Annotated in this window: 16 protein-coding genes; 10 read left to right on the top strand and 6 right to left on the bottom strand. The window is 62.2% G+C overall.

Translation table 11 applies throughout. The annotated features are described in order from the left end of the window. The first annotated feature begins 26 nt into the window (after positions 1-26). The 5 genes from queA (at position 27) to secF (ending at position 5,979) form a co-directional block, all read left to right on the top strand. On the top strand, positions 27-1,058 hold the full coding sequence (queA, locus tag AWB77_RS03500; RefSeq protein ID WP_061132950.1) for a tRNA preQ1(34) S-adenosylmethionine ribosyltransferase-isomerase QueA: 1,032 nt from the start codon (positions 27-29) through the stop codon (positions 1,056-1,058). 51 nt (positions 1,059-1,109) lie between these two features. Then, positions 1,110-2,270 (top strand): tRNA guanosine(34) transglycosylase Tgt, encoded by a 1,161-nt coding sequence (gene tgt / locus AWB77_RS03495; RefSeq protein WP_061132949.1) that lies wholly within the window; start codon positions 1,110-1,112, stop codon positions 2,268-2,270. Positions 2,271-2,478: 208 nt separating this feature from the next. Beyond that, positions 2,479-2,808 carry a preprotein translocase subunit YajC gene (gene yajC, locus AWB77_RS03490; protein ID WP_061132948.1) on the top strand — a complete coding sequence of 110 codons (330 nt, stop codon included), beginning with the start codon at positions 2,479-2,481 and terminating at the stop codon, positions 2,806-2,808. 127 nt (positions 2,809-2,935) lie between these two features. Next, the gene (secD, locus tag AWB77_RS03485; RefSeq protein ID WP_061132947.1) at positions 2,936-5,002 is read left to right on the top strand and encodes a protein translocase subunit SecD; all 2,067 of its coding nucleotides are present in this window, start codon (positions 2,936-2,938) and stop codon (positions 5,000-5,002) included. A 26-nt stretch (positions 5,003-5,028) separates the two neighbouring features. After that, positions 5,029-5,979 (top strand): protein translocase subunit SecF, encoded by a 951-nt coding sequence (gene secF, locus AWB77_RS03480; protein ID WP_061132946.1) that lies wholly within the window; start codon positions 5,029-5,031, stop codon positions 5,977-5,979. Between the two features lie 78 nt (positions 5,980-6,057). On the opposite strand, the gene AWB77_RS03475 is transcribed toward secF, so the two are convergent. From AWB77_RS03475 to AWB77_RS03465, 3 genes are all read right to left on the bottom strand, one after another. Next, the gene (locus AWB77_RS03475; protein ID WP_061133155.1) at positions 6,058-6,636 is read right to left on the bottom strand and encodes a YceI family protein; all 579 of its coding nucleotides are present in this window, start codon (positions 6,634-6,636) and stop codon (positions 6,058-6,060) included. A 66-nt stretch (positions 6,637-6,702) separates the two neighbouring features. Beyond that, entirely contained in the window at positions 6,703-7,260 is a 558-nt protein-coding gene (locus AWB77_RS03470; RefSeq protein ID WP_061132945.1) for a YceI family protein, read from the bottom strand. A 116-nt stretch (positions 7,261-7,376) separates the two neighbouring features. After that, entirely contained in the window at positions 7,377-7,946 is a 570-nt protein-coding gene (locus AWB77_RS03465) for a cytochrome b (RefSeq protein ID WP_061132944.1), read from the bottom strand. Between the two features lie 456 nt (positions 7,947-8,402). Here AWB77_RS03465 and AWB77_RS03460 point away from each other — a divergent pair, with 456 nt between their 5' ends. The 5 genes from AWB77_RS03460 to AWB77_RS03440 all read left to right on the top strand — a co-directional run bounded on the left by AWB77_RS03460 (position 8,403) and on the right by AWB77_RS03440 (position 12,843). Then, a complete protein-coding gene (locus AWB77_RS03460; RefSeq protein ID WP_061132943.1) occupies positions 8,403-9,062 on the top strand; it encodes a paraquat-inducible protein A in 660 nt (219 codons plus the stop codon). Further along, positions 9,059-9,739 (top strand): paraquat-inducible protein A, encoded by a 681-nt coding sequence (locus AWB77_RS03455; protein WP_061132942.1) that lies wholly within the window; start codon positions 9,059-9,061, stop codon positions 9,737-9,739. The genes AWB77_RS03460 and AWB77_RS03455 overlap by 4 nt, the downstream gene beginning before the upstream one ends. Continuing rightward, a complete protein-coding gene (locus AWB77_RS03450) occupies positions 9,732-11,363 on the top strand; it encodes a PqiB family protein (protein WP_061132941.1) in 1,632 nt (543 codons plus the stop codon). Before AWB77_RS03455 ends, AWB77_RS03450 begins: the two co-directional genes overlap by 8 nt. Continuing rightward, positions 11,360-12,085 (top strand): PqiC family protein, encoded by a 726-nt coding sequence (locus AWB77_RS03445; protein WP_061132940.1) that lies wholly within the window; start codon positions 11,360-11,362, stop codon positions 12,083-12,085. The genes AWB77_RS03450 and AWB77_RS03445 overlap by 4 nt, the downstream gene beginning before the upstream one ends. Before the next feature lie 146 nt (positions 12,086-12,231). Further along, positions 12,232-12,843 carry a glutathione S-transferase N-terminal domain-containing protein gene (locus AWB77_RS03440; RefSeq protein ID WP_208601486.1) on the top strand — a complete coding sequence of 204 codons (612 nt, stop codon included), beginning with the start codon at positions 12,232-12,234 and terminating at the stop codon, positions 12,841-12,843. Positions 12,844-13,104: 261 nt separating this feature from the next. Here AWB77_RS03440 and AWB77_RS03435 read toward each other — a convergent pair whose 3' ends face one another. The 3 genes from AWB77_RS03435 to AWB77_RS03425 form a co-directional block, all read right to left on the bottom strand. Next, the gene (locus AWB77_RS03435) at positions 13,105-13,662 is read right to left on the bottom strand and encodes a TetR/AcrR family transcriptional regulator (protein WP_061132939.1); all 558 of its coding nucleotides are present in this window, start codon (positions 13,660-13,662) and stop codon (positions 13,105-13,107) included. A gap of 153 nt (positions 13,663-13,815) precedes the next feature. Next, positions 13,816-14,946, bottom strand: coding sequence for a tRNA 2-thiouridine(34) synthase MnmA (mnmA, locus tag AWB77_RS03430; RefSeq protein WP_061132938.1), 1,131 nt, complete (start codon positions 14,944-14,946; stop codon positions 13,816-13,818). A gap of 7 nt (positions 14,947-14,953) precedes the next feature. Further along, positions 14,954-15,436 carry an NUDIX hydrolase gene (locus AWB77_RS03425; RefSeq protein ID WP_061132937.1) on the bottom strand — a complete coding sequence of 161 codons (483 nt, stop codon included), beginning with the start codon at positions 15,434-15,436 and terminating at the stop codon, positions 14,954-14,956. Positions 15,437-15,573 lie beyond the last annotated feature (137 nt).

Below are 15,573 nucleotides of genomic sequence, written 5' to 3'. Positions count from 1 at the left end.
CGTCCTGTTCGCGCTACGTTCAAGCCATGTTCACGCTTTCCGATTTCGATTTTAATCTGCCGCCCGAGCTGATCGCGCAGAGCGCGCTCGCCGAGCGCAGCGCGAGCCGTCTGCTCGACGTGTCCGGCGGCAAGCTCGTCGACCGGCGTTTCTCCGAGCTGCCGGGTCTGCTCGATGCCGGCGATCTCCTGGTCTTCAACGATACCAAAGTCCTGAAGGCGCGCTTCCTAGGCCAGAAGGCCAGCGGCGGACGCGTCGAAGTGCTCGTCGAGCGACTGACCGGCGCGACCACGGCGCTCGCTCAGATCCGCGCGAGCAAGAGCCCGGCCGAAGGCACGACGATCCGTCTCGCGGACGCGTTCGACGTGACCGTGGGCGAACGTGTCGAACCGTTCTACACGCTGCACTTTCCGGCGGAGTGCCTGACGCTCATCGAGCAATACGGGCGCTTGCCGCTGCCGCCGTACATCGAGCATGACGCCGACGCTTACGACGAAACGCGCTATCAGACGGTCTATGCGGCAAATCCGGGCGCGGTCGCCGCGCCGACCGCCGGCCTGCATTTCGACGATGCGCTCTTCGCCGAACTCGAAAAACGCGGCATCGAGCGCGCGACGCTGACGCTGCACGTCGGCGCGGGCACGTTTCAGCCGGTGCGCGTCGAGAATATCGCCGAGCACAAGATGCACAGCGAGTGGTACGACCTGCCGCAATCGCTCGTCGATCGCATTGCGGCGGTGAAGGCGCGCGGCAACAAGGTGATCGCGGTCGGCACGACGTCGATGCGCGCGCTCGAAGCCGCCGCGCGCGATGCCGCGCAAGCGAATCGCCCGCTTTCTGCGACGCAGGCCGAAACCGATATCTTCATCACGCCGGGCTACGAATTCCGCGTCGTCGACCGGCTCGTGACGAATTTCCACTTGCCGAAGTCGACGTTGATGATGCTGGTCTCCGCATTCGCCGGCATGGAAACGATCCGCGACGCATATCGCCACGCGATCGAGCAGAAATACCGCTTCTTCAGTTATGGCGACGCGATGCTCCTCACGCGCGCATGACATTTTTCAACCCTACGCGCCGGACTGTTTTCCGGTAGCACAGGAATCTACATGACCGAGAATCACACGCCGCCCGACAACGGCCTCAAGTTCGAACTGCTGACGACCGACGGCCAGGCGCGCCGCGGCCGCCTCACGCTCAATCACGGCGTCGTCGAAACGCCGATCTTCATGCCGGTCGGCACCTACGGCACCGTCAAGGCGATCCAGCCGCGCGAACTCGAAGAAATTCGCGCGCAGATCATCCTCGGCAACACGTTTCATTTGTGGCTGCGGCCGGGTCTCGAAGTCATCGGTGCTCACGGCGGCCTGCATAAGTTCATGGGCTGGAACCGGCCGATCCTTACCGACTCCGGCGGCTTTCAAGTGTTTTCACTCGGAGAACTGCGCAAGATCACCGAAGAAGGCGTCACGTTCGCGTCGCCGATCAATGGCGACAAGCTCTTCCTGTCGCCCGAAGTGTCGATGCAGATCCAGAAGGTGCTGAACTCCGACATCGTCATGCAGTTCGACGAATGCACGCCCTATTCGACCAACGGCATTCCGACCTCGCACAAGGACGCCGCCGATTCCATGCGCATGTCGATGCGCTGGGCGAAGCGCTCCATCGACGAGTTCAACAAGCTCGGCAATCCGAACGCGCTGTTCGGCATCGTGCAGGGCGGCATGTTCGAAGACCTGCGCGACGAATCGCTCGCGGGCCTTTCGGACATCGGCTTTCACGGTTTCGCGATCGGCGGATTGTCGGTCGGCGAGCCGAAGGAAGACATGATGCGTGTGTTGAATCACATTGGCCCGAAGCTGCCCGCCGACAAGCCGCATTACCTGATGGGCGTCGGGACGCCCGAAGATCTCGTCGCGGGCGTCGCGGCGGGCGTCGACATGTTCGATTGCGTGATGCCCACGCGCAACGCGCGCAACGGCTGGCTCTTCACGCGCTTCGGCGATCTCAAGATCAAGAACGCGACGCACAAGAATTCGATGAAGCCGCTCGACGAATCCTGCGCCTGCTATACCTGCCGGAATTTCACGCGCGGCTATCTGCATCATCTGCATCGCGTGGGCGAGATTCTCGGCGCGCAGTTGAACACGATCCACAACCTGCATTACTACCTGCAACTGATCGGCGAAGTGCGCGAATCGATCGAAAATCACACGTTCGAAGCGTTCCGCAAGACCTTTGCGGAGAATCGCGCGCGCGGCGTCGATTGAATCCGCAATCGGAACCGCCGATCCCGCATTACAATCGCCTTTCTACCGCTTCGCGAAATGCCGTGCGAGTCCGCAAATCCGCACCGTAACGGCTTGATGACAAAGCGCATTCCCGGAGTCTCGCGGCATGGGCGAGTGGTAGAATAGCGGGCTAATTTCTATTCGAGTTTTTCGAACGTATTTGTGACGTTTTAACGGAGAGACCAACGTGTCGTTCATTTCCAATGCCTTTGCACAAGGCGCAACCGCGGGTGGCGCGGAATCGAGCCTGATGAGCTTCCTGCCGCTGATCCTGATGTTCGCGGTGCTGTACTTCATCATGATCCGTCCGCAAATGAAGCGTCAGAAGGAGCATCGCAACATGCTCGCCGCCATGGCCAAGGGCGATGAAGTGGTGACGAACGGCGGCATCGTCGGCAAGATCACGAAGGTGACGGACGCCTACGTGGGCGTGGAAATCGCCGAAGGCACGGAAATCACGATCCAGAAGGCGGCCGTGACGACCATTCTCCCGAAGGGCACCATCAAGTCGCTGTAAGGCCACTCGTTCCACCGCGTCCGGCGCGGCCTCGCTCACCGAGCCGTCCGAGTCTTCCCGACCGGCTCGCAGCGCATAACGCCGGACGCCCTCTCCTCCGAAGCCAACTTTCCGGTCGGCCACTCCCATGAATCGTTATCCCCTCTGGAAGTATGTCGTGATGCTGGTGGCGCTCGTCATCGGCCTCGTGTACACGCTCCCCAACTTCTTCGGCGAAGCGCCCGCAGTGCAGGTGTCGAGCGGCAAGGCGACCGTCAAGCTCGATTCCGCGACGCTTGCGAACGTCGAAGCCGCGCTCGCCGCGAGCAACATCAAGGCCGACGAAGTCACGTTCGACAATTCGCAACTGAACGCGAACATCCGCGTGCGCCTGAAAGACACCGACACGCAGTTGCACGCGAAGGATCTGCTTTCGAAGACGCTGAACACCGACCCGAGCGATCCGCATTACATCGTCGCGCTGAACCTGCAGAGCGCCTCGCCGCGCTGGCTGACGGCCCTGCATGCGTTGCCGATGTACCTCGGTCTCGACTTGCGCGGCGGCGTGCACTTCCTGCTGCAGGTCGACATGGCCGGCGCGCTCAACAAGAAGCTCGACTCCGACGCCGCCGACGCGCGCACCTATCTGCGCGATCGCAATATCCGCGATGGCGGCGTGAACCGCGTCGGGCAGTCGGTCGTCGTGAATTTCTCCGATCAGGCCGGCGCCGACAACGCGCGCACGCTGCTGCAAACCGGCGTGTCCGAGCTGCAATGGACGACGCGTCAGGGCGCCGACGGCTTCCAGGTCGTCGGCACGTTCTCGGCGGCTGCGCATAAGACGGTCGAGGACAGCGCGCTCAAGCAGAACATCACCACGCTGCATAACCGCGTGAACGAACTCGGCGTCGCGGAGCCGGTGATCCAGCAACAGGGCTCGGATCGCATCGTCGTCGAATTGCCGGGCGTGCAGGATACGGCGAAGGCGAAGGACATCATCGGCCGCACGGCGACGCTCGAAGCGCGTCTCGCGGATCCGGTCAACACGTATATCGGCCCGAACGACGCAGTGCCGCCCGGCGACGAAGCGTTCAAGCAAGGCGACCGCCTCGTGCTGCTGCGCAAGCAGGTGATCTTCACCGGCGACCGCATCATCGACGCGTCGGCGGGCTTCGACGAGCATCAGCGCCCGTCGGTCAACATCCGTCTCGATTCGGCTGGCGGACGCGCGGTTTCGGCCGTGTCGCGCGACAACATCGGCAAGCCGATGGCGATGGTGCTGTTCGAGAAGGGCAAGGGCGAAGTGCTGACGGTCGCGACCATCCAGTCCGAACTCGGCGACCGCTTCTCGATCACCGGCCAGCCGACGCCGCAAGCCGCAACCGATCTCGCGCTGCTTTTGCGCGCCGGTTCGCTCGCCGCGCCGATGGACATCATCGAGGAACGCACGGTCGGCCCGAGTCTCGGCGCGGACAACATCAAGAAGGGCTTCGATTCGGTGACCTACGGTTTCGCCGCGATCGCCGTCTTCATGATCGCGTACTACCTGCTGTTCGGCGTGTTCTCCATGCTGGCGCTGTCGGTGAACCTGCTGCTGCTGGTCGCCGTGCTTTCGCTGCTTCAGGCGACGCTGACCTTGCCGGGTATCGCGGCTATCGCGCTCGCGCTCGGTATGGCGATCGACGCGAACGTGCTCATCAACGAACGTATCCGCGAGGAACTGCGTAACGGCGCGCCGCCGCAGACCGCGATTCAGGAAGGCTTCAAGCACGCCTGGGCGACGATTCTCGACTCGAACGTCACGACGCTGATTGCCGGCCTCGCGCTGCTCGCGTTCGGTTCGGGCCCGGTGCGCGGCTTCGCGGTGGTGCACTGTATCGGCATCTTGACGTCGATGTTTTCGGCGGTGTTCTTCTCGCGCGGCCTCGTGAACCTGTGGTACGGCGGCAAGAAGAAGCTGAAGTCGCTCGCGATCGGCCAGGTGTGGCGTCCGGATGGCGCGAGCGCCGAAGCTGCAGCGGCCGCCTATCTCGCGGCGCAACGCGGCGACGAATCGCCCGTCGACGAGATCGTGAAGACGGCGAAGGGCAAGACGAAGACCGCTGTCGCCGCGCCGCGCACCGCGCCTCAGGCGCAGGCGCGCACGGGCAAGCCGACGGTGCGCCGTCGTTCGGGCCCGGGCATCGATCAACAGAAACCGGGCGAGTCCCGCTGAATCCGCTGAGTCCGGAGAGATAGACAATGGAATTCTTCCGCATTCGCCGCGATTTGCCGTTCATGGAGCGCGCGTTGATCTTCAACGTGATTTCGCTCGTGACGTTTCTCGTGGCCGTATTTTTCCTCGTGCATCGCGGGCTGCATCTGTCGGTGGAGTTCACCGGCGGCACGGTCGTCGAGGTGCAGTATCCGCAGGCCGCGCAGCTCGAACCGGTGCGCGCGTCGATGGCCAGACTCGGTTATGCTGATGCGCAGGTGCAGAACTTCGGCACGTCGCAGGACGTGCTGATTCGCCTGCCGCTCAAGCAAGGTTTGACGTCGGCGCAGCAGAGCGATCAGGTGATGACCGCGCTCAAGGCCGACAGCGCCGACGTGAAGCTGCAGCGCGTCGAGTTCGTCGGTCCGCAGGTCGGCAAGGAACTCGTGACGAACGGCCTGCTCGCGCTCGCGTGCGTGGTGATTGGCATCGTGATTTATCTGTCGTTCCGCTTCGAATGGAAGTACGCGGTGGCGGGCATCATCGCGAACTTGCACGACGTGGTGATCATTCTCGGCTTCTTCGCGTTCTTTCAGTGGGAGTTCTCGCTGTCGGTGCTGGCGGCGATTCTCGCGGTGCTCGGCTATTCGGTGAACGAGTCGGTGGTCATCTTCGACCGTATCCGCGAAACCTTCCGCAAGCAGCGCAAGATGACGGTGATGGAAGTGATCGATCACGCAATCACGAGCACCATGTCGCGAACCATCATCACGCACGGTTGTACGGAAATGATGGTGCTGTCGATGTTCTTCTTCGGCGGCCCGACGCTGCATTACTTCGCGCTGGCGCTGACCGTCGGTATTCTGTTCGGTATCTATTCGTCGGTGTTCGTCGCAGCGGCGCTCGCGATGTGGTTCGGCGTGAAGCGTGAAGATCTCGTGAAGGACAAGAAGGACAAGTACGATCCGAACGATCCCAATGCGGGCGCGCAGGTCTGAGCGTCGCGCATTTCGTAAGGGCGTAAAAAAGCGGCCGGTCTTCACAGACCGGCCGCTTTGCTTTCGAGGCGTCGGGACTTACTGCTTCACGCCCTCAGCCTGAATATGCAGCACCGTCTTCAGGCTGAAACCATACGACTTGCCGTAATCCATGCCGAAGTCGCCGCGATCGAAGGTCGCCGTCGCTTCGACGCCGCACACTTCCTTCTTCATCATCGGGTTCACGAAGCACTTGAAGCTGTCGATCTTCAGATTGAGCGGCTTCGTGACGCCGTGCATCGTCAACGTGCCGACCACTTCGCTCGGCGTGTCGCCGTTGAACTTGATCGACGTGCCCTTGTACTCGGCCGTCGGATACTTCGCGACGTCGAAGAACTCGGCTTTCTGCAGATGCTCGTCCAGCTTTGCATTGCCCGTGTTGACCGAAGCGATGTCGATCGTCACGTTGACCGTGCCCGTCTTCGCCGCGCGATCGAGCGTAACGTCGCCGCTGCTCTTGTTGAACTTGCCGCGCCACGTCGACACGCCGCCGAAGTGGTCGGCCTCGAAGCTCGGATAGGTGTGATTCGGGTCGAGCGTGTACGTGTCGGCGGCGAATGCGCCGAAGGACATGCCGAGCGCGAGCGTGCCCGCTGCAATGATCGAAAGCTTTTTCAAGTTCTTCTCCTGACTAACCAAAGTAATCCATTACGCTGAAAATGCGTCGTGTGACAAAAGCGCCGCTCACTTCTTCGCGGCGACGATGTGAAACTTGATGACGACGTCGTCGGCGACGATGGACGTATCCTTCCATTCTCCCATTCCGACATCGAACTGAGTGCGCTTGATCGGCAGCGCGCCGTCGAAGGTTTCCGTCGCGCCCTGCTGCGTCACCGTAACCGGAACCGTGACCGTCTGCGATTTGCCCTTGATCGTGATCTTGCCGGTCACGTTGTACTTGTTGCCGCCCGCTGGCGCGATCGCGCTGGAAACGAACGTCGCGTTCGGATACTTGGCCGCATCGAACCATTCCGCACCGCGCACCTGCTTGTTGTAGTCGTCGTCGCCGAGATCGTAGCTGCCGGTGTCGATGGTGATGTTCGCCGTGCCCGCCGTCGGCTTGGCCGGATCGAATGCGATCTGCGCGCTGAACTTGTTGAACTTGCCGTCGGTGGGCACGTTCATTTGCTTCGAGGTGGCAGTCACCGTGCTCTTGCTCATGTCCACCTGCGCATGCGCGAGCGCGACGAACGGGAGCGAAGCCGCCCCGGCCAGCATCCAACGATTGAGTTTCACTTTCATGTGTGCCCTATTCAAACGGTTCGATCGAACAAACCGGTATTGGAAATCATAAGAACGCGATAACAATCAGCCGCCGGGAAACGTCCTGCCAACGGCGAGGAAACAATACAGCGCACTTACTTGAGAAACGGCAGCATGCGGCCGAGCAGGCCGTCGCGATCGACGAAATGATGCTTGAGCGCAGCGAGCACGTGCATCGCGACGAAGACCAGCAACGTATAGTTCAACGCGACATGCACGATACGCAGCGTCGCCTTCAACGCCTTGTCCGGGCCGATGATCGTCGGCAGCGGCAGCACGCCGAGATACACCACCTGAATGCCCGCCGCCGAACTGTAGAGATATCCCGACACGGGAATTACGAGCATCAGCGCATAAAGCAGGAAGTGCGTGAGATGGGCCGCGCCCTGCTGCCAGCGCGGCATGCCTTCGGGCATCGGCGGCGCCCGATGCGTGGCGCGCCAGATAACGCGCAGGAGCGCGAGCGCGAACACCGTCACGCCGATCCACTTGTGCCACGAGAAGTATTTGAGCTTCGTCGGCGTGAAGCCTGGAATGTCGGTCATGATCCAGCCGAGCCAGAAGCCGCACACGATCAACAATGCGATCAGCCAGTGCAGGCCGATCGCGGTGGCGCTGTAACGTTGCGCCGGCGTCGTCGCCGCGATGCTTGCGGTGCTTTCCATACTGTTTCCACCCATGTTCGATAGTGCCGGCCCGCCGCTCATCGACGACGAGGATTCAAGGCCGCCATGCTACCTCAACGATAACGAATTGCCAGCGTGCGCAAAATGGCTCGCACCGAGTTGGCAAACCCAGTCCCGGCAAGGCTTTGCGGGCTTTTCGGCTGCGTTGCCGATGCCTTGCGTGCCGCGAATGCAACGAACTATTTCACGCGTGCAACGGTCGATGAAGGCGCGAAGAAGCGGCGTGGACCGCGACGGATTCCGGCATTGAAGTATTAACGAGCGGGCCCGCGATTTCATTCCGCGCGTAAAGAAGCATCCTGCCTGATCCGCCGCAGACTCGCCATTTGATACCATGCTGCTACCAAATTCGCTGGCCCGCTGTTTGCTAAGCTCCGTCGGAGCCGGTCCTCGCGGCGCCCGACCAATACGCTCGACAAGCCTCGGGCCTCGACCATGAACGCGAACGAACCGGATGACCTCATCGCGTGTCACGAATGCGACGCGCTCTTCCATAAACGTGCGCTGCCTCAGCACACATCGGCGAAATGTCCGCGCTGCGGATCGCTGCTTTACAAAAGCATCTCGTCGAATCTCGACAAGATCTGCGCAATGACGCTCGCCGCGCTCGTCACGTTCGTGATCGCGCAGGGCTTTCCGATCGTCGAGCTGGACGCTAATGGGCTCACGTCGGAGACCACGCTCATCGGCGCAATCGTCGCGCTGTGGAGCGAGCGGATGGAAATCATGGCGGTGCTCGTCTTCTGCTCGACCATCCTGTTTCCGTTGTGCGAACTGCTCGCACTGCTCTACGTACTGCTGCCGCTGCGTTCGGGCTACGTGCCGCCGGGCTTCAACGCGCTGCTGCGCGGCATTCAGTTCGTGCGGCCGTGGGGCATGATCGAAGTCTTCATGCTTGGCGTGCTCGTTACGCTCGTGAAGATGGTGAGCATCGCGCGGGTGATTCCCGAAGCCGCGCTCTTCGCGTTCGGCGCGCTGACACTGATGTTCGCGGTCGTCGTGAGCTTCGATCCGCGTGCGCTGTGGGATATCGCCAGCCGGCTCGGTCCGCGCGAATCGAAACGCATCGCAACCGGCGCGAGGCAGAAATCGTGAGTGACTCCATCGATCCGAATACCGGCGAAGCAGCGCGCGAAACGCACTTCGTCACGGCATCGCGCGCGAATGTCGTTTCTTGTCATGCGTGCGGGCTCGTGCAGCCGCTCGCGCACACCATCGAGAAGCAGCGCTGCACGCGTTGCAATGCGATCGTGCACAGGCGTCATCCGGACAGCATCGCGCGGACGTGGGCGCTGCTCATCAGCGCGGCCATTCTCTACATTCCGGCGAACCTGTTTCCGATCATGCATACGTCGTCGATTCTCGGTTCCGAGGACGACACCATCATGAGCGGCGTCGCGCTCTTCTGGAACGACGGCGACTATCCGCTTGCGATCGTCATTTTCGTCGCCAGCATTCTCGTGCCGATGCTCAAGCTCGTGACGCTCGGCTTTCTCACCATCAGCGTGCAGCGGCGCTCGAGCTGGCAGCCGCGCCAGCGCACGACGCTCTTTCGCATCGTCGAGGGCATCGGCCGCTGGTCGATGCTCGATGTTTTCGTCATCACGCTCACCATCGCGCTCGTGCGCTTCAAGTCGCTCGCCGTCATCACGCCGGGGCCGGGCGCGCTCGCGTTTGCGTCGGTCGTCGTGCTGACGATGATCGCATCCATGCAATTTGACCCGCGCCTCATGTGGGACAACATCGAACCGTCAGGAAAGAAACATGACTAGTGCCCAAGGTCCGAACGGCAACGGCGGCGGCCTGCCGCCGAACCTGCCTGAGCCCGTGATCGAACCGCGCAGCCGCTGGCTGCCCTCGCTCGTGTGGGTCATTCCGCTCGTGGCGGCGCTGATCGGCGTGATTCTCGTCGTGAAGACGGTGTCGAGCCGCGGCCCGACCGTGACCATCAGCTTTGTCTCGGCGGAAGGTCTCGAGCCCGGCAAGACCAAAGTGAAGTTCAAGGATGTCGATATCGGCACGGTTAAGACCATCACGTTGTCGAAGGATCATGCGCGCGTGCTCGTCGATGTTCAGCTCACGAAGGAAGCCACCGATTTCGCCGTGAAGGACACGCGCTTCTGGGTCGTGCGCCCGCGCGTCGCGGCAAGCGGCGTGACTGGCCTGTCGACATTGCTCTCGGGCGCGTATATCGGCGTCGATGCCGGCAAGTCGACCGATGACCAGACGAACTTCATCGGCCTGGAAACGCCGCCCGCCGTCACCGGCGACCAGAAGGGCCATACGTTCACGCTGCACGGCGAATCGCTCGGCTCGCTGGATATCGGCTCCCCGGTGTATTACCGGCGCGTGCAGGTCGGCCAGGTCGTCGCGTTCTCGCTCGACAAGGACGGCACCGGCGTCACGCTCCAGGTGTTCGTGACCGCGCCTTACGATCAGTACGTCGGCACCAATTCGCGCTGGTGGCATGCGAGCGGCGTCGATCTGCGGCTCGATTCGAGCGGCTTCACGCTCAACACACAATCGCTCGCGACGGTCGTGCTCGGCGGCATCGCGTTCCAGACGCCGCAGAATCAGCAAGCCGGTCCGCAGGCGCAGAACAACGCGACCTTCCGCCTCGCCGGCGATCAGGCCGACGCAATGCGCGATCCCGACGGTCAGGCCGTGCATGTCGTGATGAACTTCAATCAGTCGCTGCGTGGCTTGTCGGTCGGCGCGCCGGTCGATTTCCGCGGCATCGTGCTCGGTCAGGTGACGGGCATCGGCGTGCAATACGATCAGAAGTCGCATTCGTTCATGATGCCGGTCACGATCGATCTCTATCCGGACCGCCTCGGCAGACGCGCGAAACAGGCGCTGCCCGAGCAAGGTTCGACGGCGAGCCAGGACATGCTGCAACTGCTCGTCAAGCGCGGACTGCGCGGCCAGTTGCGCACCGGCAACCTGCTGACGAGCCAGTTGTATGTCGCGCTCGACTTCTTCCCGAAGGCGCCGGCCGCGCAGGTGAACGCGAGCAACGATCCGATCGAACTGCCGACCGTGCCGAACACGCTCGACGAACTGCAATTGCAGATCGCCGACATCGCGCGCAAGGTCGACAAGATTCCGTTCGACGAGATCGGCACGAACCTGAACGGCTCGCTCAAGAACGCGAACGCGCTCTTCGACAAGATGGACAAGGAAGTCCTGCCGGAAATGCGCGACACGCTCACGCAGGCGAAGAAGACCTTTGGCCAGGCGCAGTCGACGCTGCAGTCGGACTCGCCGCTGCAATCGGACGTGCATCAGGCACTGCAGGAACTCACGCGCACGCTGCAATCGCTCAACTCGCTCGCGGACTATCTGGAACGCCATCCGGAATCGCTCCTGCGCGGAAAATCGGGAGACAAACCATGAAGTTCGGCTCGTTGATCTTGACCTTGGGCGCGGCCGCGATGCTCGCCGCCTGCGCTTCGCCGACGAGCCGCTTTTACACGCTCGGCGGCAGCGGCGGCGGCGGCGGCGGTGGCGAGGCGCGCGCGGTGCCGTCGGCGCCCGCATCGTTTTATATCGAGCTCGCGCCTATCGACATGCCGCAGCAGGTCGCGAAGAATCAGTTGGTCGTGCAGACGAGTCCGGCGCAGGTGCGCGTGCTCGAAGAGGAACGCTGGGCGTCTCTGCCCGGCGATGAAGTGCGGCGCGCGCTGTCCGCCGATCTCACGCAACAGCTTGGCGCGATCGACGTCTACGGCACGCCGCATCCCGAGTCGGTGCCGGTGTATCGCGTCAAGGTGAACGTGCAGCGCTTCGAATCGTGGCCGGGCTCGCAAGCCGTGATCGACGCGGTCTGGAGCGTGCGCGCCGCCGGATCTGATACCGTACTCACGTGCCGCACGATCGCGCAGCAACGCGTCGATGCGGGCTACGACGCGCTCGTCGATGGTCATCGCAAGGCGGTCGACGAACTCGCCTCCGCCATCTCGACCGGCGTGCGCAGCCTCGGTTCCTTGCCGACAACGAACGCCGCCGCGCCGTCTACATCGACGAAGGGCAAAGGCGGCGCGAGCACGAAGCCGGCTGCCGCGCCGGTTCTGCCGTGTCCGTCGACGCACGCCGCAACCACTGCCAACGCGCAGTGAGCTAGCCGCCCGGTGTTGCGACGGGCGCATCTCATGTTGTCGGCAGGCGACATTGTCGAATGCTGCTATCTCTAATTTGCCGATGGTTCGTGCGCGCGCGGTTAAGATCGTCGACGCCCGCATTTCGAATCAACCGTGAAAATTAGATGATGAAACTGATCGGTTCGCACCCCAGTCCATTCGTCCGCAAGGTGCGGATCGTCATGGCGGAAAAGAAGATCGACTGCGAACTGGTGCTCGAGAACGTCTGGGCATCCGATTCGAAGATTCACGACTACAACCCGCTCGGCAAGGTGCCGTGCCTCATCCTGGACGACGGCGAAGCGGTGTTCGATTCGCGCGTCATCTGCGAGTACGTGGACACGCTTACGCCCGTCGGCAAGCTGCTGCCGCAGGAACGCCGCGAGCGCACCGAAGTCCGTTGCTGGGAAGCGCTGGCCGACGGCATGCTCGACGCCGCCGTGCTGATCCGTCTCGAAGGCGTGCTGCGTGAGGAGGCGCATCGGAGCGAACAGTGGGTAACGCGCCAGCGGCATAAGGTCGACGACGGCCTGCGCGCAATGGCGCGCGGAATCGGCTCGAAGCAATGGTGTTCGGCGAACCGCTTCACGCTGGCCGATATCGCGTGCGGCTGCGCGCTCGGCTATCTCGATTTCCGCATGCCCGAACTGAACTGGCGTGACGCGCATCCCAATCTCGACAAGTACTACGCGCGCATCTCGCAACGCCAGTCTTTCATCGATACAGCGCCGGTCTGATCGATATCACCGCCGTCCTCAAGGGCGGCGGCGCGTTTTCAAATTCCATCTACTACTAGGTAGATAGACGGCTTCGCCTGCTGTGTTCCGTCTACATTGCGAGAATCTTTTGCCCGATTTTCTCGGAAGAATGGCGACTCAAAAAGGTACGCGCGGGGCGCAGGGGCCAAAACTGCTTTTCGCCGCCAAAATCTATCTACTCAACGATAGACATTTAAACGCTAATCCACGCGTTTTTCACAGGGTTATCCACAGCCTTGTCTACCGCCTGAACGCGTCCGCGACTTCGTCCAGCCGGGCCCGCGTCTGAAACAATCGACAGGCAAGCAAACTTCCCTGAAACGCCGCATACAAAGTTCGGGCGGCAGCCTCAGGTTTGCCGCCCGCATCGAGCGTGTCTTGCGTTTCGCCCTCGGCAAGCACTTTCGCGAGCCAGTTCTCGTTGGCCTTGTAGAACGACTGCACCGCGTGCCGCACCTTCTCCGGCAGCGATTCGAGATCCGACGCGAGCATCCCGCACAGGCAAATCTGATTGCCGCCACCGACGATCCGCCCGAACAGCTTCGCATAGCGGTCGAGTTTCTTGTCGGCGGGAGCGGAGCTGTCGATCGCATAGATCGATGACATCACGTCCGCGCTGTACGCGTTCACCGCTTCCAGCGCGAGATCTTCCTTCGTCGGAAAGTAGTAATGGATGCTGGAAGTCTTCACGCCGACCAGATCGGACAGGTCGCGGTAGCTGAATCCGTTGTAGCCGCGCGTCATCAGAAGCGTCTGCGCATGGTTCAGCAGCGCCTCGCGTACGGTGTTTTTATCCATTGGCGAAATTATCCCTGCGTCTGATGTGCGTAATTTATCTACCACTAGATAGACGGTCAAGCGCTTGTATCAAAAAAGCTTTTATCGGACCCATTGAGAAAAAAGCCCCGGTTGATACCGGGGCTCGTCGTCGAAGGACGTTACTCGCGATGTTTAACGCGCGGCGGAAAGCGCGAGCGTTTGCAGCGACTCCTGTCCAGCGCCCGCATGCTCGATGATGCCGCCGCCGAGACACACATCGCCCTGATATAGCACGGCGGATTGGCCCGGCGTCACGGCCCACTGCGCGTCGTCGAAATGCAGCGCGAAACGGCCGTCGTCGTCGCGCGCAAAACGGCACGCGGCATCCTGCTGCCGATAGCGCGTCTTCGCGCCGCACGCCGCGCCCTCTTCCGGCGCAAAACCGGCGACCCAGCTCGTGTTGCCGGCGACGAGCGTCGGCGACAGAAGCCACGGATGATCGTGGCCTTGCACGACATAGAGCGTGTTCGTCGTCATGTCCTTGCCCGCGACGAACCACGGCTCGCCGCTGCCATCCTTTGCGCCGCCGATGCCGATGCCCTTGCGCTGCCCGAACGTATAGAACGCGAGCCCGATATGCTCGCCGACCGTCTTGCCGTCCGGCGTCTTCATCGGACCGGGCTTGGTCGGCAGATAGCGGTTCAGGAATTCGCGGAACGGCCGTTCGCCGATGAAGCAGATGCCGGTCGAATCCTTCTTCTTCGCGTTCGGCAGGCCGATCTGCGCGGCGATCTCGCGCACTTTCGTTTTCGGGATTTCGCCGAGCGGGAAAAGAGTCTTCGACAATTGCGCCTGATTCAGCCGATGCAGGAAGTACGACTGATCCTTGGTCGAATCGGTGGCCTTGAGAAGCTCGAACAGGCCGTTGCGTTCGCGCACGCGCGCGTAATGGCCCGTCGCGATGGTTTCCGCGCCGAGCGACATCGCGTGATCGAGGAACGCCTTGAACTTGATTTCGGCGTTGCAGAGCACGTCCGGATTGGGCGTGCGGCCCGCCGAATACTCGCGCAGGAACTCCGCGAACACGCGGTCCTTGTATTCGGCGGCGAAGTTCACGGCTTCCACGTCGATGCCGATCAGATCAGCGACCGACACCACGTCGATCCAGTCCTGGCGCGTCGAGCAGTATTCACCGTCGTCGTCGTCTTCCCAGTTCTTCATGAAGAGGCCGACGACGTCGTAGCCCTGTTCCTTCAGAAGCCATGCCGTCACCGACGAATCGACGCCGCCCGACATGCCCACCACCACTTTCTGCTTGCTCATAGGAGTATCACGCCCGCACCACCGGCGCGACCGAATGCGTATGAATGAAATCGAGCGGCACGCGCCGCCCGCTTAAGTAATCGTCGACACACTTCATCACGAGCGGCGTCCGGTGACGGTCGGCGCACGCGCGCAGTTCGTCGGCGGTGAGCCACATCGCGCGCACGATGCCTTCGTCGAGCGAACGCCCGGACTCTTCTCCCGTCGACTTGCCGCAAAACGTGAAGCGCAGATACGTGACGTCGCGCCCCGGCCGCGCGAAGTGCGTCATATAGGCGCCGACGAGCGCTGCCGGCTCGAAGCGATGCGCCGTTTCCTCGAGCGTCTCGCGGATGACCGCTTCGACGAGGGTTTCGCCCGCTTCGAGATGACCGGCCGGTTGGTTGATTCGCAGCCCTGCCGACGTGTGCTCTTCGATGACGAGAAAGCGCCCGTCGCGCTCGACGATCGCCGCCACCGTCACATGGGGGGCCCAAGTATCTGATTTCATGGCGAGTATTTTACCGTCCCGGCGACGATCCCGCGCGGATGTCCTAAGGGAAAGCGCTGACGGCGCTTGATGCATAACCGGTGCCGGATCGGATTCTTGCGCGCGCATTCTTCGGTTACAGTTGCGATAGCCGTCCA

Source organism: Caballeronia fortuita, from assembly GCF_001544835.2.
GTDB lineage: Bacteria > Pseudomonadota > Gammaproteobacteria > Burkholderiales > Burkholderiaceae > Caballeronia > Caballeronia fortuita.
The sequence above is the reverse complement of the archived record's forward strand: the minus strand, read 5'-3'. Positions and strand labels throughout refer to the sequence as shown.